Below are 19,680 nucleotides of genomic sequence, written 5' to 3' on the forward strand. Positions count from 1 at the left end.
GCGCGGGGGAGGTCGAGGTCCTGCATTACTGGACTTCGGGCGGCGAGGCCAAGTCGGCCGCCGAGCTCAAGAAGATCATGCAGGGCAAGGGTCACACCTGGCGCGATTTTGCGGTGGCCGGTGGCGGTGGCGACAGCGCCATGACGGTGCTCAAGAGCCGCGTGATCTCGGGCAACCCGCCCTCGGCAGCCCAGGTCAAGGGCCCGGCCATCCAGGAATGGGCCTCCGAAGGTGTGCTGGCCAACGTGGATGCGCTGGCCAAGGCTGAAAAGTGGGACGAGGTGCTGCCCAAGGTTGTGGCCGATGTGATGAAGTACAAGGGCAGCTACGTGGCCGCCCCCGTCAACGTGCACCGCGTGAACTGGCTGTGGGCCAGCTCCGATGCGCTCAAGAAAGCCGGCGTGGCCACCATGCCCAAGACCTGGGACGAGTTCTTTGCCGCAGCCGACAAGCTCAAGGCGGCCGGCCTGGTGCCCGTGGCCCATGGCGGTCAGAACTGGCAGGACTTCACCACCTTTGAATCCGTGGTGCTGGGCGTAGGTGGCGCCAAGTTTTATCAGGACGCGCTGGTCAAGCTCGACGACAAGGCCCTGAACAGCGACACCATGAAGAAGTCGCTGGAAACCTTCCGCCGCATCAAGACTTACACCGATCCCGGCGCTCCGGGCCGCGACTGGAACCTGGCGACGGCCATGCTGATCCAGGGCAAGGCAGGCTTTCAGCTGATGGGCGATTGGGCCAAGGGCGAGTTCATCGCCGCAGGTAAGGTCCCCGGCAAGGACTTCATGTGTGCAGCCGCGCCAGGCACCGCCAATGCGTTTACGTTCAACGTGGACTCGTTCATCCTGTTCAAGCTCAAGGACGCCGCTGCGCAGAAGGCGCAAGGGGACCTGGCCAGTTCCATCATGGGCAGTGAGTTCCAAGAGGTGTTCAACCTCAACAAGGGTTCCATCCCGGTGCGCACGGGCCAGAAGATGGACAAGTTTGACGACTGCGCCAAGCTGTCCAGCAAGGACTTTGCTGACACTGCCAAGAGCGGAGGCCTGGTGCCCAGCGTGGCCCACGGCATGGCGATTGCACCCGCCACCGAAGGCGCCATCAAGGACGTGGTCAGCCAGTTCTGGAATGACGACAAGGTGAGCGTGGCCGACGCCATGAAGAAGATCGCGACCGCCGCGAAGACCAAATAAACCACCACCACTGAGGGAGTCAACATGATGAAAAGAAACCGCCTCACGGCGGTGGCTTTGGCCGCCGCATGCGCGAATGGTGCCTTTGCTATGGACGTAGCAGGCTTTGAGTTCAACGGTTACTCACGGGGCGGCCCGGTGTTCAACCACTCTGACGGCGTCAAGGGCAACCTGGCGCTGGGTGGCGAACTGCAAAAGTACCGCCTGGGCAACGAGGGCGACAACGGCATCGAAGTGAACTTTGCACGCACCTTCGATGTGGGTGGCGTGAAGTGGAAGGTGAACTACATGCCCGCCAAGTGGGGCAGTGGCGATGTCGGCACCGAGCAGGCCTATGTGGAGATGAGTGGCTTCTCGTTCTCACCCGAAGCCAAGTTCTGGGCAGGCCAGCGCCGCCTGCGTATCCAGGATGTGCACATCGTCGATTACTTCCTGATGAACTACGGTGACAACCAGGGCGCGGGTGTCACCGACATTCCGATTGGCAGCATGAAGTTGGGCGTGGGTGTGTTCACGGGTGACAAGTTCGACGGCAATCTGCCCAACAACGTGAAAGCGCGCCGCATCAACGCCGACCTGTCCGAGATCAACACCAACCCTGGCGGCAAGCTGCGGGTGCTGTTGACGGCGGTGACGGGCAGTGGCCAGGCCAACGGTGGATCGGGTTCGGGCATCTCGGTGTCGCACAACCAGAAAGACTTTCTGATCCCCGGGATGAGCAATGCGCTGTTCCTGCAGACCTCGCGGGGCCACGCCCGCATCGACGGCCAGTTTGAGGCCATCGACGGTGTGAATGCTGGCAAGCGCGTGATGCGCATTGCGGATTCGATCAACTGGCAAAGCGGCCCGTTTGGTGGCCAGGCACTGATCGCCTACCAGACCAACAAGGCCGATATCACCGGTGTGGAGACCAAGGACTTCTCGCTGGGTGGCCGTGGTTCTTACGCCTTCACCAAGAACTTCAAGGGCCTGGCCGAGGTGTCCACCACCACGCGCAAGGGGGCCGGGCCAGATCAGCGCCTCTCCAAGGTCACGTTGGCAGCCGCCCTGGCGCTGAACGAAGACTTCTGGTCGCGCCCCGAGCTGCGCCTGTATGTGACCAAGGCCAACTGGAACCAGGCGGCTGCCGTGGCCAACGCGGGCAGTTTTGGCGCCAATGGCAAAACCTCGCGCACGCTGGTGGGCGTGCAGTACGAGGTGTGGTGGTAAGTAAGAGGGAGCGAGTGAGAAAGCGAGTGAGTTTGAGGGAGACACTTTGTTCATTGGGGGGTGCTCGGTGTGCACCCCCTTTTTTTCATGCGGAGCCAAGTGGTGGAGAGCGCATGAAGCACATGGAGCGCGTACAGCGCCCAAAGCGTATTGAGCGTATGCAACTGAGATTCGCAAGCAATGAAGAATTCCTTTGAAACCTGGCTGCCCAGGCTGGTGGTGGCCCCGGCGTTTGTGCTGGGCTTTGCCTTCATCTACGGCCTGATGGTGTGGAACGGCGTGCTCAGCCTTACCGTATCGCGCATGCTGCCCAACTACGAATGGGCGGGCCTGGCGCAGTACGAGCGCCTGTGGGAGATGGACCGCTGGTGGGTGGCGCTCAAAAACCTGGGCATTTTTGGCGTGGGCTATGTGGGCGGCTCGCTGGTCATCGGCGTGGTGCTGGCGGTGCTGCTGGACCAGAAGATCCGTGCCGAGGGCGCGCTGCGCACCATCTACCTGTACCCCATGGCGCTGTCGTTTGTGGTGACGGGCACGGCCTGGAAGTGGCTGCTCAACCCCAGCCTGGGCCTGGAGAAGCTGATGCACGACTGGGGCTTCGAGAGCTTCACGTTCGGCTGGCTGGTGGACACCGAGATGGCGATCTACTGTGTGGTGATCGCGGGCATCTGGCAGAGCGCGGGCTTTGCGATGGCGTTGTTCCTGGCAGGCCTGCGCGGCATCGACGACAGCATCATCAAGGCCGCACAGGTCGACGGCGCCTCGCTGCCGCGCATCTACTGGCGCATCGTGCTGCCGGCGCTGCGGCCGGTGTTCTTCTCCACGCTCATGGTGTTGTCGCACCTGGCGATCAAGAGCTTTGACCTGGTGATGGCGCTCACGGCCGGCGGCCCCGGTTTTGCCACCGATGTGCCCGCCACCTTCATGTACACCATGTCGTTCTCGCGCGGGCAGATTGGCCTGGGCGCAGCCAGCGCCACCATGATGCTGGCCACCGTGGCTGCGTTGGTGATTCCTTATCTCTACAGCGAACTGCGGAGCAAACCCCATGACCGCTAAGCCCTCTTTTTTCCCGTCCGTGGGGCGCCTGCTGGTCTATGCCGTGCTGGCCCTGGCGGTGGTGTTTTTTCTGCTGCCGCTGTATGCCATGCTGGTCACGTCGTTCAAGGATGCGGAGGAAATCCGCTCCACCTCTCTGCTGGCCTTGCCCGGCGGGTTCAACGGGGCTGCCTGGTCCACGGCCTGGTCCAGCGCCTGCACGGGTGTGGATTGCAATGGCCTGCGCCCCTTCTTCTGGAACTCGGTGGCCATGGCCGTGCCGGCCGTGATGGTCTCCACCGTGTGGGGCGCGCTCAACGGCTATGTGCTTAGCCTGTGGAAGTTTCGCGGCAGCGACACGCTGTTTGGCCTGCTGCTGTTTGGTGTGTTCATGCCCTTTCAGGTGGTGCTGCTGCCTATGAGTCAGGTGCTGGGCTGGCTGGGGCTTTCGAGCTCCATCACCGGGCTGGTGCTGGTGCACTGCCTGGCAGGGCTGGCGGGCACCACGCTGTTTTTCCGCAACTACTACGCGGCCATCCCCAAGGAGCTGGTGAACGCTGCGCGCATGGATGGCGCGAGCTTCTTTCAGATCTTCTGGCGCATCGTGCTGCCGCTGTCCACGCCCATCGTCATGGTCACGCTGATCTGGCAGTTCACCAACATCTGGAACGACTTCTTGTTCGGTGTGGTTTTCTCGGGCACCGAGTCCAAGCCCATCACTGTGGGGCTCAACAACCTGGCCAACACCTCCAGCAGCGTGAAGGCCTACAACGTGGACATGGCCGCCGCCATCATCGCGGGCCTGCCCACGATGGTGATCTATGTGCTGGCGGGTAAATTTTTTGTGCGCGGGCTGACGGCCGGCGCGGTGAAGGGATAAATCATCATGGCGTCTTCGTTAGACATCGCAGGCATCAACAAGCGTTTTGGCAAGGGCGACAAAAGCGTGGAGGTGCTGCGCAAGGTGGACATCCACGTGGCCCCCGGCGAGTTCCTCATCCTCGTAGGCCCCTCGGGCTGCGGCAAGTCCACGCTGCTCAACATCATTGCGGGGCTGGATGGGCCTACCGAGGGCGAGATCCGTATCGCCGACAAGAACGTGGTGGGCATGCCCCCGCGCGACCGCGACATCGCCATGGTGTTCCAGAGCTACGCGCTGTACCCTACGCTCAGCGTGGCCGACAACATCGGCTTTGCGCTGGAGATGCGCAAGATGCCCAAGCCCGAGCGCAAGAAGCGCATCGACGAAGTGGCCGCCATGCTGCAGATCACCCACCTGCTCGATCGCCGGCCCAGCCAGCTCTCGGGCGGCCAGCGCCAGCGTGTGGCCATGGGCCGGGCTCTGGCGCGCCAGCCGCAGCTTTTTTTGTTCGACGAGCCGCTGTCCAACCTCGACGCCAAGCTGCGCGTGGAGATGCGCGCCGAGATCAAGCGCCTGCACCAGGCCAGCGGCATCACCAGCGTGTACGTGACACACGACCAGGTCGAGGCCATGACGCTGGGTTCGCGCATTGCGGTGATGAAGGGCGGCGTGGTGCAGCAACTGGGCACACCCGACGAGATCTACAACCACCCGGCCAACACCTACGTGGCGACCTTCATCGGCTCGCCCACCATGAACCTGCTGCGGGGCACGGCCACGGGCGGGCAGTTTGGTATCCAGGGGGCCGCCTTGAACCTGGCGCCTCCGTCATCGAGTGCCCACGAAGTGCTGCTGGGCGTGCGCCCTGAGCACCTGGTGATGCAAGACAGCGCCCCCTGGCGTGGCAAGGTCAGCGTGGTGGAGCCCACGGGCCCCGACACTTATGTGATGGTGGACACCGCCGCAGGCAGCGTCACGCTGCGCACCGATGCGCAAACCCGCGTGCAGCCCGGCGACGCCGTGGGCCTGGCGGTGGAGCCTGCCAACGCCCATTGGTTTGACGCCAGCAGTGAGAATCGGCTGGCGTGACAGGTGCGGCAGGCCTGTGGGGCTGCCTCTTGCTGCTGAGCTGGTTTGCTATTAAAATAGTAGCTTGTTGCGCTTATCAATCAAGCGCTACAGCCATTTTTTGATAGATTTTTTGCCCCGGATACATTCCAACCGTTCGGGCTGAGCCGGTCGAAGCCAGGGCGAACGGGCGTCTCTGAGGCAGGCTAATAATCAGGCCGTTTTCTTTTTCTAGAAACACCGCATGACACCTCTGCGCTTGCTGGCCGACATCGGCGGCACCAACATCCGCCTGGCCTGGCAAGACCAGCCCGACGGCCTTTTGCACGACACCCGGGTGCTGCCGTGCGCGCAGTTCCCCACGGTGGACGCCGCGCTCTCGGCCTATCTGCAAGAGGTGGGCGTGCCCACCCCGCGCGAGGCAGCGTTTGGCATCGCCAACCCGGTTTTGGGCGACGCGATCCGCATGACCAATCACAGCTGGAGCTTCTCGCAGCGCGCGGTGCGCGAGGCCTTTGGTTTCGAGCGGCTGGTGGTCATCAACGACTTCACCGCACTGGCGCTGGCGCTGCCCCTGCTCACACCTGATCAGTTGCGTCCTGTGGGTGGTGGTGAGGCCGTGCCGGGCGCAGCGATTGCGCTGCTCGGTCCGGGCACGGGCCTGGGCGTGTCGGGCCTGGTGTTTCCGCCGGGCTCCAGCCTGGGCGTGCCGTTGTCGGGCGAGGGCGGCCACGTCACGCTGGCCGCGCAGACCCAGCGCGAATTCGATGTGTTGGCCCTCTTGCAAGAGCGCTACGGCCATGTGTCCGCTGAGCGCGCCGTGTGCGGCGCCGGGCTGGTGGACCTGTACCACGCGCTGCGCAGGCTGGCCCAGCGCGGCGGCAAGGAGATCAGCTCGGCCGCGCAGGTGACCGAACTTGCGCTGCAAGCCAACGACCCGCTGGCGCTGGAGGCGCTGGAGCTGTTCAGTGGCTTCCTGGGCAACGTGGCGGGCAACCTGGCGCTCACGCTCGGGGCGCGTGGTGGTGTTTTCATCGGCGGCGGCATGGTGCCGCGTCTGGGCAACTGGTTCGACGAGTCCCCGTTCCGGGCGCGGTTTGAATCCAAGGGGCGGTTTCAGCCCTACCTGGCGACCATTCCCTGCTGGGTCATTGACCCCAGCGCCACGCCTGCGCTGTATGGCGCATCGCGCGCACTGGACATCGCGGGCTCCGGCGGATGAGTGGTGGCCCGTCCGTGCCGTTGCTGATCAGCGGCGTGCACCACGTGGCCATCATCGCCAGCGACTACGCCCGCTCGCGCCGCTTCTACACCGAAGTGCTGGGCCTGCAGGTGGTGCATGAGCACTACCGCGCCGAGCGGCAGTCGTACAAGCTCGACCTGCAGTGGCCCGATGGCTCGCAGGTGGAGCTGTTCTCCTTTCCCCTCACGCCCCCACGTCCGTCCTACCCCGAGGCCTGTGGCCTGCGCCACCTGGCCCTGCGCGTGGCCGACATGCACGCCTGCCTGGCCGCCCTGGCCGCGCACGGCGTGGCGGTGGAGCCGGTGCGGACCGATCCGTTCACGGGCGCACTGTTCACGTTTTCTTCCGACCCGGATGGGCTGCCGATAGAGCTGGTCGGCCCTGTGCCCGTGGTGCGCTGATTCCTCTTTTTTCTCTGTGCAAAAAAAGAAAAGGCCCTTGTGGGCCTTTTCCGTGTCACATCTCTTCGCTCCAGCAGTACCCGTCCCGCGCAATCATGGCGCTGGCCGCACGTGGCCCCCAGGTCCCTGCGGGGTAGGTGCGGGGGCCGGCGGAGTCGTCCTTCCAGTATTGCAAGATGGGCTCCACCCAGCGCCAGGCTGCTTCCTGCTCGTCGCTGCGCACGAACAGGTTCAGGCGCCCGGCAATCACGTCGAGCAGCAGGCGCTCGTAGGCGCCCACGCGCTCGATGCCGAAGCGCTGGTCGAAGTCCAGGTTCAGGTGCACCTGCGACAGGGCGGGTTCGGTCTGGTTCTGGGCGGCGCCCTGGGCCATCAGGTGCAGCTCCAGCCCGTCCTTGGGCTGCAGGTTGATCACCAGGCGGTTGGCCGCGCCCGCAGGGGTTTTGAAGATGGGGTGCGGCACGGGCCGGAAGTTGACGACGATGTGCGCATCGCGCCCCGCCAGCCGTTTGCCGGTGCGGATGTAGAACGGCACGCCCGCCCAGCGCCAGTTCGATATTTCGGTACGCAGCGCCACGAAGGTTTCGGTGGCGCTGCCCTCCGCCACGCCTTTTTCCTGCAGATAGCCGGGCACGGGCTGGCCCTGGTGGTTGCCTGCTGCATACTGCCCCCGGATCACGTGCTGGCCGATGGTCTCTGCCGTCCAGGGCTTGAGTGACTGCAGCACCTTCAGCTTCTCGTCGCGGATCGCGTTGGCGCTGGAGTTGATGGGGGGCTCCATGCCAATCGCGCACAACAATTGCAGCGCGTGGTTCTGCACCATGTCGCGCATGGCACCCGTCTGGTCGTAGAACGCGCCGCGTGACTCCACGCCCAGCTCTTCGGCAATCGTGATCTGGATGTTGGCGATGGTTTCGCGCCGCCACAGCGGCTCGAACAACGCGTTGCCAAAACGCAGCGCAAACAGGTTCTGCACCGAGGGCTTGCCCAGGTAGTGGTCGATGCGAAAGACCTGTTCTTCTTTCAGCACGCGGCGCAGCGTGTCGTTGATGGCCTGGTTCGATGGCAGGTCGTGGCCCAGGGGTTTTTCGAGCACCACGCGGGTGCTGGGGCCGTTAAGGCCCACGGCGGCGATCTGCTCGCACACGTTGGTGAACAGGCTGGGCGCGGTGGCCACATACATCACCACTGTGTTGGCGCTGCGTGCGTTCAGCATGGCCGCCAGGCGCTCGTAGTCCTGGGTTTGGGACAGGTCCATGCGCAGGTAATGCAGTAACGCGGCAAACCGTGCGAATTCTTCCGGGGTGGGGCGTTTGGCCAGCTCCACGCCGTCAAATCGCGACTGGATCAGGCTGCGGTATTGTTCGTCGCTCAGGTTGTCTCGCGCCACGGCGATGATGCGCCCACCCTCGGGCAGGGTGCCGTGCCGGAAGGCCTGAAACAACGCGGGCATGAGCTTGCGCCAGGCGAGATCGCCAGTGCCGCCGAACAAGACGAGGTCAAAACTCATGGTGTCTCCGTGAGGGGGGTGATTCGTTGTGCTGCGAGGGATTGTAATCGCGTTACATGATATTGGATTTTTACACGCGTTGCGGGTCAATTGTTTGCTCTGGAAACTCAAGTTTTGACGATTTTCTGTAATCAAGTTACTATTTTGGGGTGTTCCAACCCCCAGCGCACCTGATGTACATGCCTCCCCGTTGCGACCAGACCGCCCCTTGGCCCCTGTTGGAGGCCCATTTCACCGCCCAGGGCCGCCACCTGGACATGCGCAGTGCCTTTGCGCAAGACGCGAGCCGCTTTGCGCATTTCAGCCAAAGGGCGCCACATGTGTTTGCCGACCTCTCCAAGAACCTGTGGAGCCGCGAAACCGAAGCCCTGCTGCTGGACCTGGCGCGCGCCTGTGGCGTAGAGCAGCACCGCGACGCGATGTTTGCGGGCCAGGCCATCAACACCACCGAAAACCGCGCCGTGCTGCACACCCTGCTGCGCCGCCCCGCAGGCCTGGCCCTGCCCGGCGACGTGCCCGAAACCGCAGAGCGCCTGGCCGATGTGCACCGCACGCTCGATGCCATGCTGGCCTATGCCGAACAGGTGCGGGCTGACGCGGCCATCACCGATGTGGTGAACATCGGCATCGGCGGCTCGGACCTGGGGCCACACATGGCCGTGCGCGCGCTGGAGGCGTTTCGCACGCCGGGCAAGCGTTTTCACTTCGTCTCCAACGTGGACGGGCACGAACTGCACCACGTGCTCCAGGGCCTGCGGCCTGAGAGCACGCTGTTCCTCGTGGCCTCCAAAACCTTCACCACCGCCGAAACCATGACCAACGCGCGCTCGGCGCTGGCCTGGTTTGCCGCGCAGGGCGGGCGCGACGTGGCGCGGCACTTCGCCGCGCTCACCACCAACATTGAAGCGGCGGGCGCCTTGGGCATCACCACCACCTTCGGTTTTTGGGACTGGGTGGGTGGGCGCTACTCGCTGTGGTCGGCCATCGGCCTGCCGATTGCCATTGCCATTGGCGCGCAGGGCTTTCGCGATCTACTGGCCGGGGCGCACGCCATGGACGAGCACTTTCGCACCGCGCCCCTGGCGCAGAACCTGCCCATGCGCCTGGGGCTGCTCGATGTTTGGTATCGCAATTTCCACGGCTTCGCCAGCCGCTGCATCGCCCCCTACCACGCGGCGCTGGGCCGCTACCCGGCCTACCTGCAACAACTGGAGATGGAAAGCAACGGCAAGCGCGTGGCGCAAGACGGCCAAGCCCTGGCCTGCGCTACATCGCCCGTGTTGTGGGGCGAGCCCGGCACCAACGGCCAGCATGCCTTTTTTCAGATGCTGCACCAGGGCACGGACGTGCTGCCACTCGAAATTGTGGCGGCGCGCGAGGCCTTGCACGCCCTGCCGGGCCACCAGCCCAAGCTGCTGGCCAATGCCTTGGCCCAGGCCCAGGCGTTGATGGAGGGCAAAACCAGCGACGACGGCCACCGCCACTTCCCCGGCAACCGCCCCAGCACCTTCTTGCTGCTGGACAAACTCACCCCCGCATCGCTGGGCGCGCTCATCGCGCTGCAAGAGCACCGCGTGTTCGTGAGCGGCAGCCTGTGGGGCATCAACAGTTTTGACCAGTGGGGGGTGGAGCTGGGCAAGGTGCTGGCCAAGGACATTGAGGCGCGGCTGGAGAGTGGGGATGTGGCGGGGCTGGATGGGTCTACGGCGGGGCTGCTGGGGGTGTTGCAGGGCGCGGGCTGAGCGTGTTGGGTTGGATGTTGCCGTAGACGAGGCGCCTGGTTTCGCGGCTCGGAACTGAAGCTACCCGAACACCGTCCGTGAGAAGCACGCAATGTTAGGAAGGTGAACTATCGCAACATGGGGCGTGTTGTGACGGATCGGGTGTGAGGGAGAATCGCGGCTATCGGCCAGAAGCCGAAGTTCGCTTGATCGACACCAACGTCCGGTGAAGGCTGTTTGCGGAAGTTCATCAACGACTGCTCTGCGGGCATTCGGTCATGGGCGAGCAAGTCATAGAGTCAACACCAAGGCTGCCCAATGTGCCCTTTGCATCAGGCACGGCCAAGTATGAGGTTGATGTTGGCATGGATCGCGTTTAGATCCAGCCCAGTGCCTTCGCGCTCCTCGGTTACCAGCAGCGTGCCAGTTCTGTCATCGTCCTTCGTGGGCTCCGTAGGCGGAACAATCTTTGCTCTGCGATAGGCCGCCTCCTTTCGCTCCCAACGCTTCTTGTACTCACCATCCGAGAGCATGCCGTTGTGCTCCCAGTACCAGACTGTGCCAGCGTCCTCGTCTCGGATGGTGAAGTCCGGCAAGCGTTCAACACCATCCAAGATCAGCGGCTGCTCGTACTGGTACTTAATGCCGGCAGCCTTGAGCTTGTCGGCAATGATCCACTCAGACTTTGAGCGAACCAGGTCGCCGTTCTCCGTCAGGTAGATCAGCTTCTCGTCTAGGAAGACCGACTTGTTTCGAACCTTGATCTCAACCGGCGACGACGGCACGAAGAGGTTTGTCATCCTCCTGTTGATCTCTGACGCGGACTCTTGGCTGAAGTGCAGCAGGTCCCTGAAATCTCCTTGATGCAGGATGATGATCTTGTCCTTCTGGCGCGTCAGCGCGGTGTAGAGCATCTCCCGAGTCAGATTGCGACACGGGTTTGGCATTACCACGAAGGTCTTGCCGAATTCGCTGCCCTGCGTCTTGTGAACCGTCAGGGCATACGCCAGTTCGAGGGGCGGTGTGCTCTCCTGGGAGTCAAACTCCCAGGGCCTGTACTTGTAGGCAAAGCCAGGCTGCGAGGCCAGCTCAACTTCGACTTCATAGGGAGCCCAGGTCTTAAATTTGGTCTTACGGTGTCCAGTGACGATGCCGATGTCGCCGTTCGCAACGTATGCGTCGTCTTTGGCCGGGAATGTGTCACGCCCGCTTTTGTTGATGACGTTGATCACCTTGTCACCGTAGATGATTTCCTCGGGCCCTGCGGGGCTCGGGATCTTCTTCATCCAGCCGGTTTGTGCGGCCATCTTCAGGAACGATTTCCTGAACTGCTGCTGCAACGCGCGGTTGATGGCTGTGACGCCCGCTTGGTACTGCTTGATCGGCGAGAGAATTTGCCACGCCTCCGCCTTCTTGGAAGCGCCCGGGCGATCTTTGTACTGGGTGTTGAACCAGACCGTTGACCCGCCCTCGAAATCCGAACTGACGCCCCCCAGAGACTCTTCGAAGGTCACTTCGTCGGTGATCGACTTCAGCTTCAACTCGGTTTGCAGCTCGTCCAGCAGCAGCGCTTGAAGCTGGTCTGGCTTGTTCCACCGAACCAGCTTCACAAAGTTCGACTTTCCCGACGCCACGGTCTGCCAGATTTCGTCAGCACCGGCATCCAGTGGCCGACCGCTGAAGGCCTGCGCGAGCAGCGCGTCATCACGCACAACCCCCTCGTCGGCGCCTTGACGCATCGTCACGGTCAGCTCCGCAAAGCTGCCGGCAACTCGGGTCCGCAGGCTGTCAATGTTGGCGGGCTTCAAGAAGTTCACGATGTCCACGTACGGCCGGCCCGCACCGATGGGTGGAAGCTGCTTGGGATCGCCGACCAGCACCAACCGGTCAACGCTCTCCACCGCGTCCAGCAAAGCGGCCAGCTGCTCCTCGGTCAGCATGGAGCATTCGTCAATGATGACGGTGGCGTGCACGGCCGATCGGTCGGCGTCTTCATTTACGTAGTAACGCCCGGTCTTGCCGTCGTAGCGGTCGAGTCCGTTCAAGAACTGCGCGACGGTCTTTCCTTGGCCACTCATGCCGCTCGTCTGCTCCAGCCGCACGCGGGCCTTGCCGGTCGGCGCAAGCAGCAGAATCCCCTTTTCCTTCACGGTGTCGATGCTGCAAAGCGCCTTCAGCAAGGTGCTTTTGCCCGTGCCGGCGGCCCCCATGAGCACAGAGATGCCGGACTTGTAGAGCACCTCCAGGGCTGCCGACTTTTCCTTCCGAGCGGCCAGGTCACGGGCACTTGGGTTTGTCTTGGCGGCGCCCTTGTCCTTCGTTGCATCAATGGCTGCATCTACCAGTGCAGACCAGTTGTGCTCCCCAGCATTGGCCTTGCGGGACTTGCGCTTGGTGATCTTCGACCTGATAAGGGTCGAGGTCTCGACGTAGCGATCCAACTGGAACGCCTTGAGCCCGTCCTTGACCTGGATGCTCGCGATCTTGGGATTCAGACACTCTTCCATGATCGCGAGCGTGTCCATGTCCAGCGGACAGTCGGGCTGCAGCGCGCGGTCTCGAATCCGCTGAACCACCCACGTTGCCATTAGGTAGGTGTGCCCCTCGGTGCGTGCGGCCTCTTCCAGCGTCAGCAGCATGGCTGCGCGCACCCTGCGCTCGTCAATGGCTTCACGCACAAGGCTGAGCTTCGGTAGCGGGAACAAAGCGCGGATGGACTCCGGTGGGAACACGCCCCGGTCGACGATCTCAAAAGCTACGGAATCAACTTGTAGCCTATCGTCCTCGTAGATCATGTATGGGTTGGCCAGAATCGCTGCGTCGCTCAGATCGATGCCAGCCTTCTCGCGCTCAGTCGGCTGGTACCAACGCAGGGCTTGTGCGTCAGTCAGATTGAACCTGGCCACCAGCATCAACAGCGCGCGGCGCTCCGCGGGCAGTTTCTCCCACTTCTTGCGCAATGTGTCGCCTATGCCATCGCGCAGGTAGCTCGGCAGACTGTCAGGCTTCTTGAGCACGGCAGCCAACGCTGGCCACGGATCAAGTTTTTCGCCACCCTGGCTGGACAGGTACCAAGCCAGCAAGTTGCCATGCGAGAAGCCAAAAGCGTTCAGTGCGGCACCCAGACCCGGGAAGGCACCACGCACCTCCCATAATCGGTTCAGCTCCCGGTCGATCCAAGCCAGATGCTCGGCCCACGGCTCATCGGCTAGATGCTGGCGCATCGCCTTGATGGCCTTTTCGATGGCCAACAAGGACGAGATGGCGCCATCGTGCGCCAGGTGCTCCGTGCCGTAGGAGTAGCTGCCGAAATACTCATCCGGCGCGAACGCTGTGCAGGCAGCAAGGTCAATGGATTCGTCTGCCTCTGCGGCCTGCAGCAACTGCTGGTAGGGCAGCAAGAAGCCATCCGAGTTCTTGGGGCGAATCGAGTGCTCGATGTTCCGCTCCCACAGGTAGCCGCTGATGTTGTCCTTCGGCTTCTGGCCACCCGCGTAGTGATATTCAATGGGCTCGCTTACCGACTTGACTCGCCCCACGCCGATGATTACGCGGCGCGCATCCTCCAGCATCGGCGTGCGCTTGGCATAGAAGAAGACCAACGACTCATTCGGCTTGGCTACACTGAAGAATGTGTCAAGGATGATGCGCTGGTTGGTGCCCTCCTGAACCCAGGTTTTTTTGTCCTTCTCCCAGTTTTTGTTGGTCGTGAGATCCGGCTCGCGTTCGGTCTGGTAGCCCAGCTGCAGTGCCTCCTTTAGGCTGCGAACGCCCCACTTCTTGTTGCCTTCCACCTGCTCGCGCAACATCCACCGAAACGGAATGCCTGCGGCAGAGTACGGTCGAATCGTGTAGGGGGTGTCGGTGAAGTGCCCATGGGTGGTCTTGGCAATCTCCGTGTAGGGGTGCTTCTTCTGCATCGAGAGCGGGAACTTGGCCATGAAGGTCCCATGCTCATCCACACAGGGTGGGTGTTGGGATCGGTCGAGGTCCTCAATGCTCTCACCTGCATGCAGCGTCTCAAAGGCGTCGTCGCGACCAGTAGCGATTCGCGGGAGCACGGTACAACAAGTGTTTGCAGTGCAGGTCTTGCAGAAGGTGCCCCTCCATCCGGAATCGTGCCACGGCACCCGAATGGTCAAGTGTTGAGTCGGCAAGCAGCGAGCACCTTGAATCACGCTATTTCTCCCTTATCGGATAGTTCTGTTTTTTTGTGTGAGCCCGTCCGGGATAGCCAAGCGTGCGCCGAGGGTAGTTTGCCTTAGTCTTGTTGGGTGGGGTGTAGTTCGCCGGCTGTGATCGTCAATCGGCCGCTTTCGGTAGCAGCGTTTAGCAACGCATACGACCGCAATCGCTGCGAAGCCGACGCCAGCATTTGGCGACTGCTTCAGGCTGGTTGCAGACGTGCAGCGTCCGCCTGCGAATGAGTACTAGCGGCCAGGAGCCGCCACTCGAAACTTGGCTTGCCTTCAGCCTCACGATACGGGATTTACTAACATGACGAGACGTAGGCAGCTCCAGGGCATTGCCTTGGACTTACTTGGATCATTCATAAGTCGAAACAATGACGTGGCGGGATACTGGGGCATTGGTCGCCTGTGCCAGCTAGCCGATAGTTGTCAGACTGCGGAGGTCAGTCTCAATCTTGTCGCCGGGACCATCAATCCTGCAAATGCAGCCTTTGACAAACTCTTAGCAGGCTACGCCATGCGACTTAAACGTCATCTTGATGCGCGGCACATCACTCACACTCGGATTACGCGCACGACTATCCATCTTAACTTTGACCCGGCGCCTCCTCAGGATCGGACGATCCCGATCACCACGTGGGGCAAGCTCTACAGCGCGCTGGTTGTCATTGAGGATGACACGGGGAAGAGCTATGAGGCCATGGCCTATGGGTACTGCGCGCCGCATGATCGGGCCAGAGAATCAAGAAGTGGTGGCGAAGCGCGGTACTAGAGACATGCAGCAACCATGGATTTCCGAGCGACTGCAACGGGCCCAAAGCCGCCAAACTTCATGCGTGCAGTCAGGACTGGAAAAAATTCACTGGTAGCCCGGCAACTTCCACCTGAATACGGAACAGCGAACCGGCAGGAGTAGCTGCCTCTTGTTCGCCCTGCGGCCTCCCCGCCCGCGCCGACGTGACATACAGCGTCCGCAAATCCTCCCCCCCAAAACACACCATGGTCGGGCACTGCACCGGCACCTCAATGCGTTGCTGCACCTCCCCCTCAGGTGACAACTGCAACACACACGCCCCCTCGTACATCGCCACCCAGTAGTTACCCTCCACATCCACCGCCGCGCCGTCGGGTCGTCCGCCGTAGGGCTGGCCGTCTACTTTGCGGTCGAATTGCACCCAGGGGCGGCGGTTCGTGATCTCGCCGGTGGTCACGTCAAAGTCAAAGCAGTCGATGCGGTGCTCGGGCGTGTTCGACCAGTACATCGTGCGGTTGTCGGGGCTGAAGGCCAGGCCGTTGGCGGTGAAGTTGTCGCCCGCCATGTGGCGCACGCTGTAGCCTATGGCGCTGGCCGGGTCGGCCTGCAGGCTCCACAGCGCGGCATTCGGTGCGGTGCGGGGCGTGATCACCGAGCCTGCCCAGAAGCGCCCTGCGGTGTCGCAGCGCCCGTCGTTCAGGCGCAGCATGGTGGTGTCGTGTTGCTCGGGCGGCAGCAATGCCAGGCAGGTGAGGGCGCCGGGTTCGCTGGCGGTGGGGCGTGTGGTGTCGAGCAGATAGAAACCGTTTCGTAACCCAATTACCAATTGGCCTTGCCCCGCTGGTGCGCAGCAGCCGGGCTCGCTGGGCAGGGCCCATTGCTGGTGCTGGTCTGTGGCGGGGTTCCAGGCATGTACCGCAAACCCCAGGATGTCACACCAGTAAAGACGCTGTTCCGTTGGGTGCCAGAAGGGCGATTCGCCCAGTTCGGAGGGCGGAAGGGGCAGGGTTTGCAGGGGCATGGGTTGAAGTGAATTGGTTATCGAGTTACATTCTAGGCCTTACAAAACAGGTCTGCGGCTTTCGCCTGCAGTCACTGCCTGCCCACCCATCGATGGAGCATCCCATGCATTCAGTTGTAGCGCGCGTGACGGCGCGCATCGTGCAACGCAGCGCGGACACCCGCGCCGCTTACCTCGCTGGCATTGACGCCATGATCGCCCGCAAGCCCGCGCAAGACCGCATGGGCTGTGCCAACCTGGCCCATGCTTATGCCGCGTTGCCCGGCGCCGAGAAGTTCAAGGTCACGGTTGAGAAGGCGCCCAACATCGGTGTGGTCACGGCCTACAACGACATGCTGTCGGCCCACCAGCCGTACCAAAGTTACCCCGCCATTTTGCGTGACGAGGCTGCGCGCCACGGCGCCACCGCGCAGGTGGCCGGTGGTGTGCCCGCCATGTGCGACGGCGTTACGCAGGGCACGCCCGGCATGGAGCTGTCGCTGTTCTCCCGCGACACCATTGCCATGGCCACAGCGGTAGCGCTGTCCCACGATGTGTTCGATGGCGCGCTGCTGCTGGGCGTGTGCGACAAGATCGTGCCCGGCCTGCTCATCGGCGCGTTGCACTATGGGCATTTGCCTTGCGTGTTCGTGCCCGCAGGCCCGATGGGCACGGGCCTGTCGAACAAAGACAAATCCAAGGTGCGCGAGCAGTACGCACAGGGCCTGGTGGGGCGCGACGAGCTGCTACGGGCCGAATCGGCCGCGTACCACAGCCCCGGTACCTGCACTTTCTATGGCACGGCCAACAGCAACCAGATGCTGCTGGAGGCTATGGGTCTGCATGTGCCGGGTGCGGCGTTTGCGCCGCCGGGCACCGAAGAGCGCGAGGCCTTCACACGCCAAGCCGTGCGCACCGTGCTCGACATCGGCAAGCGCGGCCAGCGTTTCACGCCCATCGGGCGGCTGGTGGACGAGCGCTGCATCGTCAACGCCATGGTTGCGCTGCTGGCCACGGGCGGCTCTACCAATCACCTGATCCACTGGGTGGCGATTGCGCGCAGCGCGGGCATCTTGATCGACTGGACGGATTTTGACGAACTCTCGTCCGCCGTGCCCTTGCTGGCCCGCGTGTACCCCAATGGCGATGCCGACGTGAACCAGTTCCAGGCTGCGGGCGGCCCGGCGTGGATCCTGCGCGAGCTGCTGGCCGGGGGCTTCATGCATCCCGAGGTGATGAGCGTGAATGCCGGTGGCATTGCCGCAGGCGGGCAGGGCGCACCGGCGGCGTCGGGTGACGACACCGTGCTGCGCCCCGTGGCCTTGCCGTTCTCACCCACGGGCGGTTTGCGCCTGCTGCAAGGGCGCCTGGGCCGCGCGGTGATCAAGGTGTCCGCCGTGCCGGAAGACCGCCACATCGTCGAGGCCCCTGCACGCGTGTTCGATTCGCAAGAGGCCTTGCTCGCCGCCTTCAGCGCGGGCGAGGTGCAGCAGGACATGGTGGCCGTGGTGCGTTTTCAGGGGCCGCAGGCCAACGGTATGCCTGAGCTGCACAAGCTCACGCCGCCGCTGGCCGTGTTGCAGAACCAAGGTTTCAAGGTGGCGCTGGTGACCGATGGCCGCATGAGCGGTGCCTCGGGCAAGGTGCCCGCTGCCATCCACGTGACGCCCGAGGCGTTGGCCGGTGGCCCGCTGGCCAAGGTGCGTGACGGCGACATCGTGCGGGTGGACGCCGTCGCAGGCACCCTGGATGTGCTGGTGGACGAAGCCGAATGGGCTGCCCGCCCGTTGGCGCCGTACACCGAGCCTCCTGCCACCGGTTTTGGTCGCGAACTTTTCACCAACTTTCGCCGCCATGCGGGCGGTGCCGAACAAGGAGCCTGCACATGGCTGTGAATCCCTCTTCATCGACTCCCATGAACCCCCTCGACATCGCCAGCCACGGCCCCGTCATCCCCGTCATCGTGATCGACCGCGTGGAAGACGCACTGCCCCTGGCCGAGGCCTTGCTGGCCGGTGGCGTGCAGGTGCTGGAGGTGACGCTGCGCACCGCAGCGGGCCTGCCCGCCATTGAAACCATTGCGCGCCACCTGCCCGAAGCGGTGGTGGGCGTGGGCACGGTGCTCAATGCCGACGACGCCCGCCGCGCCAGCGAGGCCGGTGCCCGTTTTGCCGTGAGCCCTGGCTACACCTCGCAAGTGGGCAGCGCCTGCCTGGGCCTGGGCCTGCCTTTGCTGCCCGGCGTGGCCACGTCCAGCGAAATCATGGCCGCGCTGGCCGATGGCTTCTCGTTCCTCAAGCTTTTTCCGGCCGAGGCCGTGGGTGGCATCCCGCTGCTCAAGTCCTGGGCCAGCCCGTTCGGCGCTGTGAGCTTTTGCCCCACGGGCGGCATCACCAACGCCACGGCCCCCAACTACCTGGCGCTGCCCAACGTGCGCTGCGTGGGCGGCTCGTGGCTCACGCCTGCCGACGCGGTGCGCACCGGTGACTGGGCTCGCATCACCGAGCTGGCGCGGGCCACGCAGGCGCTGCGTCCGCCGATTTGATGTAGAAATAGCTGCTAGCGCTTATTCAGTAAGCGCTAGCAGCTATCAAATTTGAAGCATCTGGGCTGCCAAACATGGTGCCCGTGACAAAGAAAAAGGGCCGCTTGCGCGGCCCTTTTGCGTTGAGCGTTGGCTCAGCCGGGCATTACATGCCCATGCCGCCCATGCCACCCATGCCGCCCATGTCGGGCATGCCGCCGCCAGCACCGGCTTCTTCCTTCGGTGCTTCGGCAACCATGGCTTCGGTCGTCAGCAGCAGCGATGCCACGGAGGCAGCGTTCTGCAGAGCCGTGCGGGTGACCTTCGTGGGGTCCAGAATGCCCAGTTCGAGCATGTCGCCGTACGTGTCGTTCGAAGCATTGAAGCCGTAGTTGCCCTTGCCAGCCAGCACAGCGTTCACCACCACCGAGGCTTCGCCACCGGCGTTGTTCACGATTTCGCGCAGGGGCGCTTCGATGGCCTTGAGCACCAGCTTGATACCAGCGTCCTGGTCGGCGTTGTCGCCCTTGACCGAGTCGCCCACGGCTTGCTTGGCACGCAGCAGGGCCACGCCACCACCAGCCACAACGCCTTCTTCCACAGCTGCGCGCGTGGCGTGCAGTGCGTCTTCCACGCGGGCCTTCTTTTCCTTCATTTCGACTTCGGTGGCAGCGCCGACCTTGATCACGGCCACGCCGCCAGCCAGCTTGGCCACGCGCTCTTGCAGCTTTTCGCGGTCGTAGTCGGACGTGGCTTCTTCGATCTGCACGCGCACTTGCTTGACGCGGGCTTCGATGTCAGCAGCAGCGCCAGCGCCGTCGATGATGATGGTGTTTTCCTTGCCCACTTCGATGCGCTTGGCTTGGCCCAGGTCGGCCAGGGTCACCTTTTCGAGGGTCAGGCCCACTTCTTCAGCGATGACCTTGCCGCCCGTCAGGATGGCGATGTCTTCCAGCATGGCCTTGCGGCG

At 63.2% G+C, this 19,680-nt stretch carries 14 protein-coding genes; 10 read left to right on the forward strand and 4 right to left on the reverse strand.

Features of this window, described 5'->3' with window-relative positions:
- The 7 genes from Q0105_RS07180 to Q0105_RS07210 all read left to right on the forward strand — a co-directional run.
- Positions 1–1,190 (forward strand): ABC transporter substrate-binding protein (locus Q0105_RS07180; protein WP_298210217.1); only part of this gene is annotated, 1,190 nt, incomplete at its 5' end.
- A gap of 24 nt (positions 1,191–1,214) precedes the next feature.
- Positions 1,215–2,399 carry a carbohydrate porin gene (locus Q0105_RS07185; RefSeq protein ID WP_298210219.1) on the forward strand — a complete coding sequence of 395 codons (1,185 nt, stop codon included), beginning with the start codon at positions 1,215–1,217 and terminating at the stop codon, positions 2,397–2,399.
- Between the two features lie 180 nt (positions 2,400–2,579).
- Positions 2,580–3,458 carry a sugar ABC transporter permease gene (locus tag Q0105_RS07190; protein WP_298210221.1) on the forward strand — a complete coding sequence of 293 codons (879 nt, stop codon included), beginning with the start codon at positions 2,580–2,582 and terminating at the stop codon, positions 3,456–3,458.
- Entirely contained in the window at positions 3,448–4,317 is an 870-nt protein-coding gene (locus Q0105_RS07195) for a carbohydrate ABC transporter permease (protein WP_298210223.1), read from the forward strand. Before Q0105_RS07190 ends, Q0105_RS07195 begins: the two co-directional genes overlap by 11 nt.
- A gap of 6 nt (positions 4,318–4,323) precedes the next feature.
- Positions 4,324–5,388: an ABC transporter ATP-binding protein gene (locus tag Q0105_RS07200; protein ID WP_298210225.1), complete on the forward strand. Its 1,065-nt coding sequence runs from the start codon at positions 4,324–4,326 to the stop codon at positions 5,386–5,388.
- 223 nt (positions 5,389–5,611) lie between these two features.
- Positions 5,612–6,589, forward strand: coding sequence for a glucokinase (gene glk / locus Q0105_RS07205; RefSeq protein ID WP_298210227.1), 978 nt, complete (start codon positions 5,612–5,614; stop codon positions 6,587–6,589).
- The gene (locus Q0105_RS07210; RefSeq protein ID WP_298210230.1) at positions 6,586–7,011 is read left to right on the forward strand and encodes a VOC family protein; all 426 of its coding nucleotides are present in this window, start codon (positions 6,586–6,588) and stop codon (positions 7,009–7,011) included. The genes glk and Q0105_RS07210 overlap by 4 nt, the downstream gene beginning before the upstream one ends.
- 55 nt (positions 7,012–7,066) lie before the next feature.
- Here the strand turns inward: Q0105_RS07210 and zwf are convergent, their stop codons facing one another.
- Positions 7,067–8,521 (reverse strand): glucose-6-phosphate dehydrogenase, encoded by a 1,455-nt coding sequence (gene zwf, locus Q0105_RS07215; RefSeq protein WP_298210232.1) that lies wholly within the window; start codon positions 8,519–8,521, stop codon positions 7,067–7,069.
- A gap of 173 nt (positions 8,522–8,694) precedes the next feature.
- On the opposite strand from zwf, the gene pgi reads away from it, so the two are divergent.
- Positions 8,695–10,263 carry a glucose-6-phosphate isomerase gene (gene pgi / locus Q0105_RS07220; protein ID WP_298210235.1) on the forward strand — a complete coding sequence of 523 codons (1,569 nt, stop codon included), beginning with the start codon at positions 8,695–8,697 and terminating at the stop codon, positions 10,261–10,263.
- Between the two features lie 311 nt (positions 10,264–10,574).
- On the opposite strand, the gene Q0105_RS07225 is transcribed toward pgi, so the two are convergent.
- Both Q0105_RS07225 and Q0105_RS07230 read right to left on the reverse strand, forming a co-directional pair.
- Entirely contained in the window at positions 10,575–14,183 is a 3,609-nt protein-coding gene (locus Q0105_RS07225; protein WP_298210237.1) for an AAA family ATPase, read from the reverse strand.
- 1,091 nt (positions 14,184–15,274) lie between these two features.
- Positions 15,275–16,207, reverse strand: coding sequence for an SMP-30/gluconolactonase/LRE family protein (locus Q0105_RS07230; protein WP_298210239.1), 933 nt, complete (start codon positions 16,205–16,207; stop codon positions 15,275–15,277).
- Positions 16,208–16,311: 104 nt separating this feature from the next.
- On the opposite strand from Q0105_RS07230, the gene edd reads away from it, so the two are divergent.
- Complete coding sequence (gene edd / locus Q0105_RS07235) at positions 16,312–18,081, forward strand: phosphogluconate dehydratase (RefSeq protein ID WP_298210241.1); 1,770 nt, start codon at positions 16,312–16,314, stop codon at positions 18,079–18,081.
- Positions 18,072–18,731, forward strand: coding sequence for a bifunctional 4-hydroxy-2-oxoglutarate aldolase/2-dehydro-3-deoxy-phosphogluconate aldolase (gene eda / locus Q0105_RS07240; RefSeq protein ID WP_298210243.1), 660 nt, complete (start codon positions 18,072–18,074; stop codon positions 18,729–18,731). The genes edd and eda overlap by 10 nt, the downstream gene beginning before the upstream one ends.
- Before the next feature lie 145 nt (positions 18,732–18,876).
- On the opposite strand, the gene groEL is transcribed toward eda, so the two are convergent.
- On the reverse strand, positions 18,877–19,680 hold an 804-nt coding region (groEL, locus tag Q0105_RS07245; RefSeq protein ID WP_298210245.1), incomplete at its 5' end, for a chaperonin GroEL.

It is taken from the genome of Acidovorax sp. (genome assembly GCF_027492855.1).
GTDB lineage: Bacteria > Pseudomonadota > Gammaproteobacteria > Burkholderiales > Burkholderiaceae_C > Acidovorax.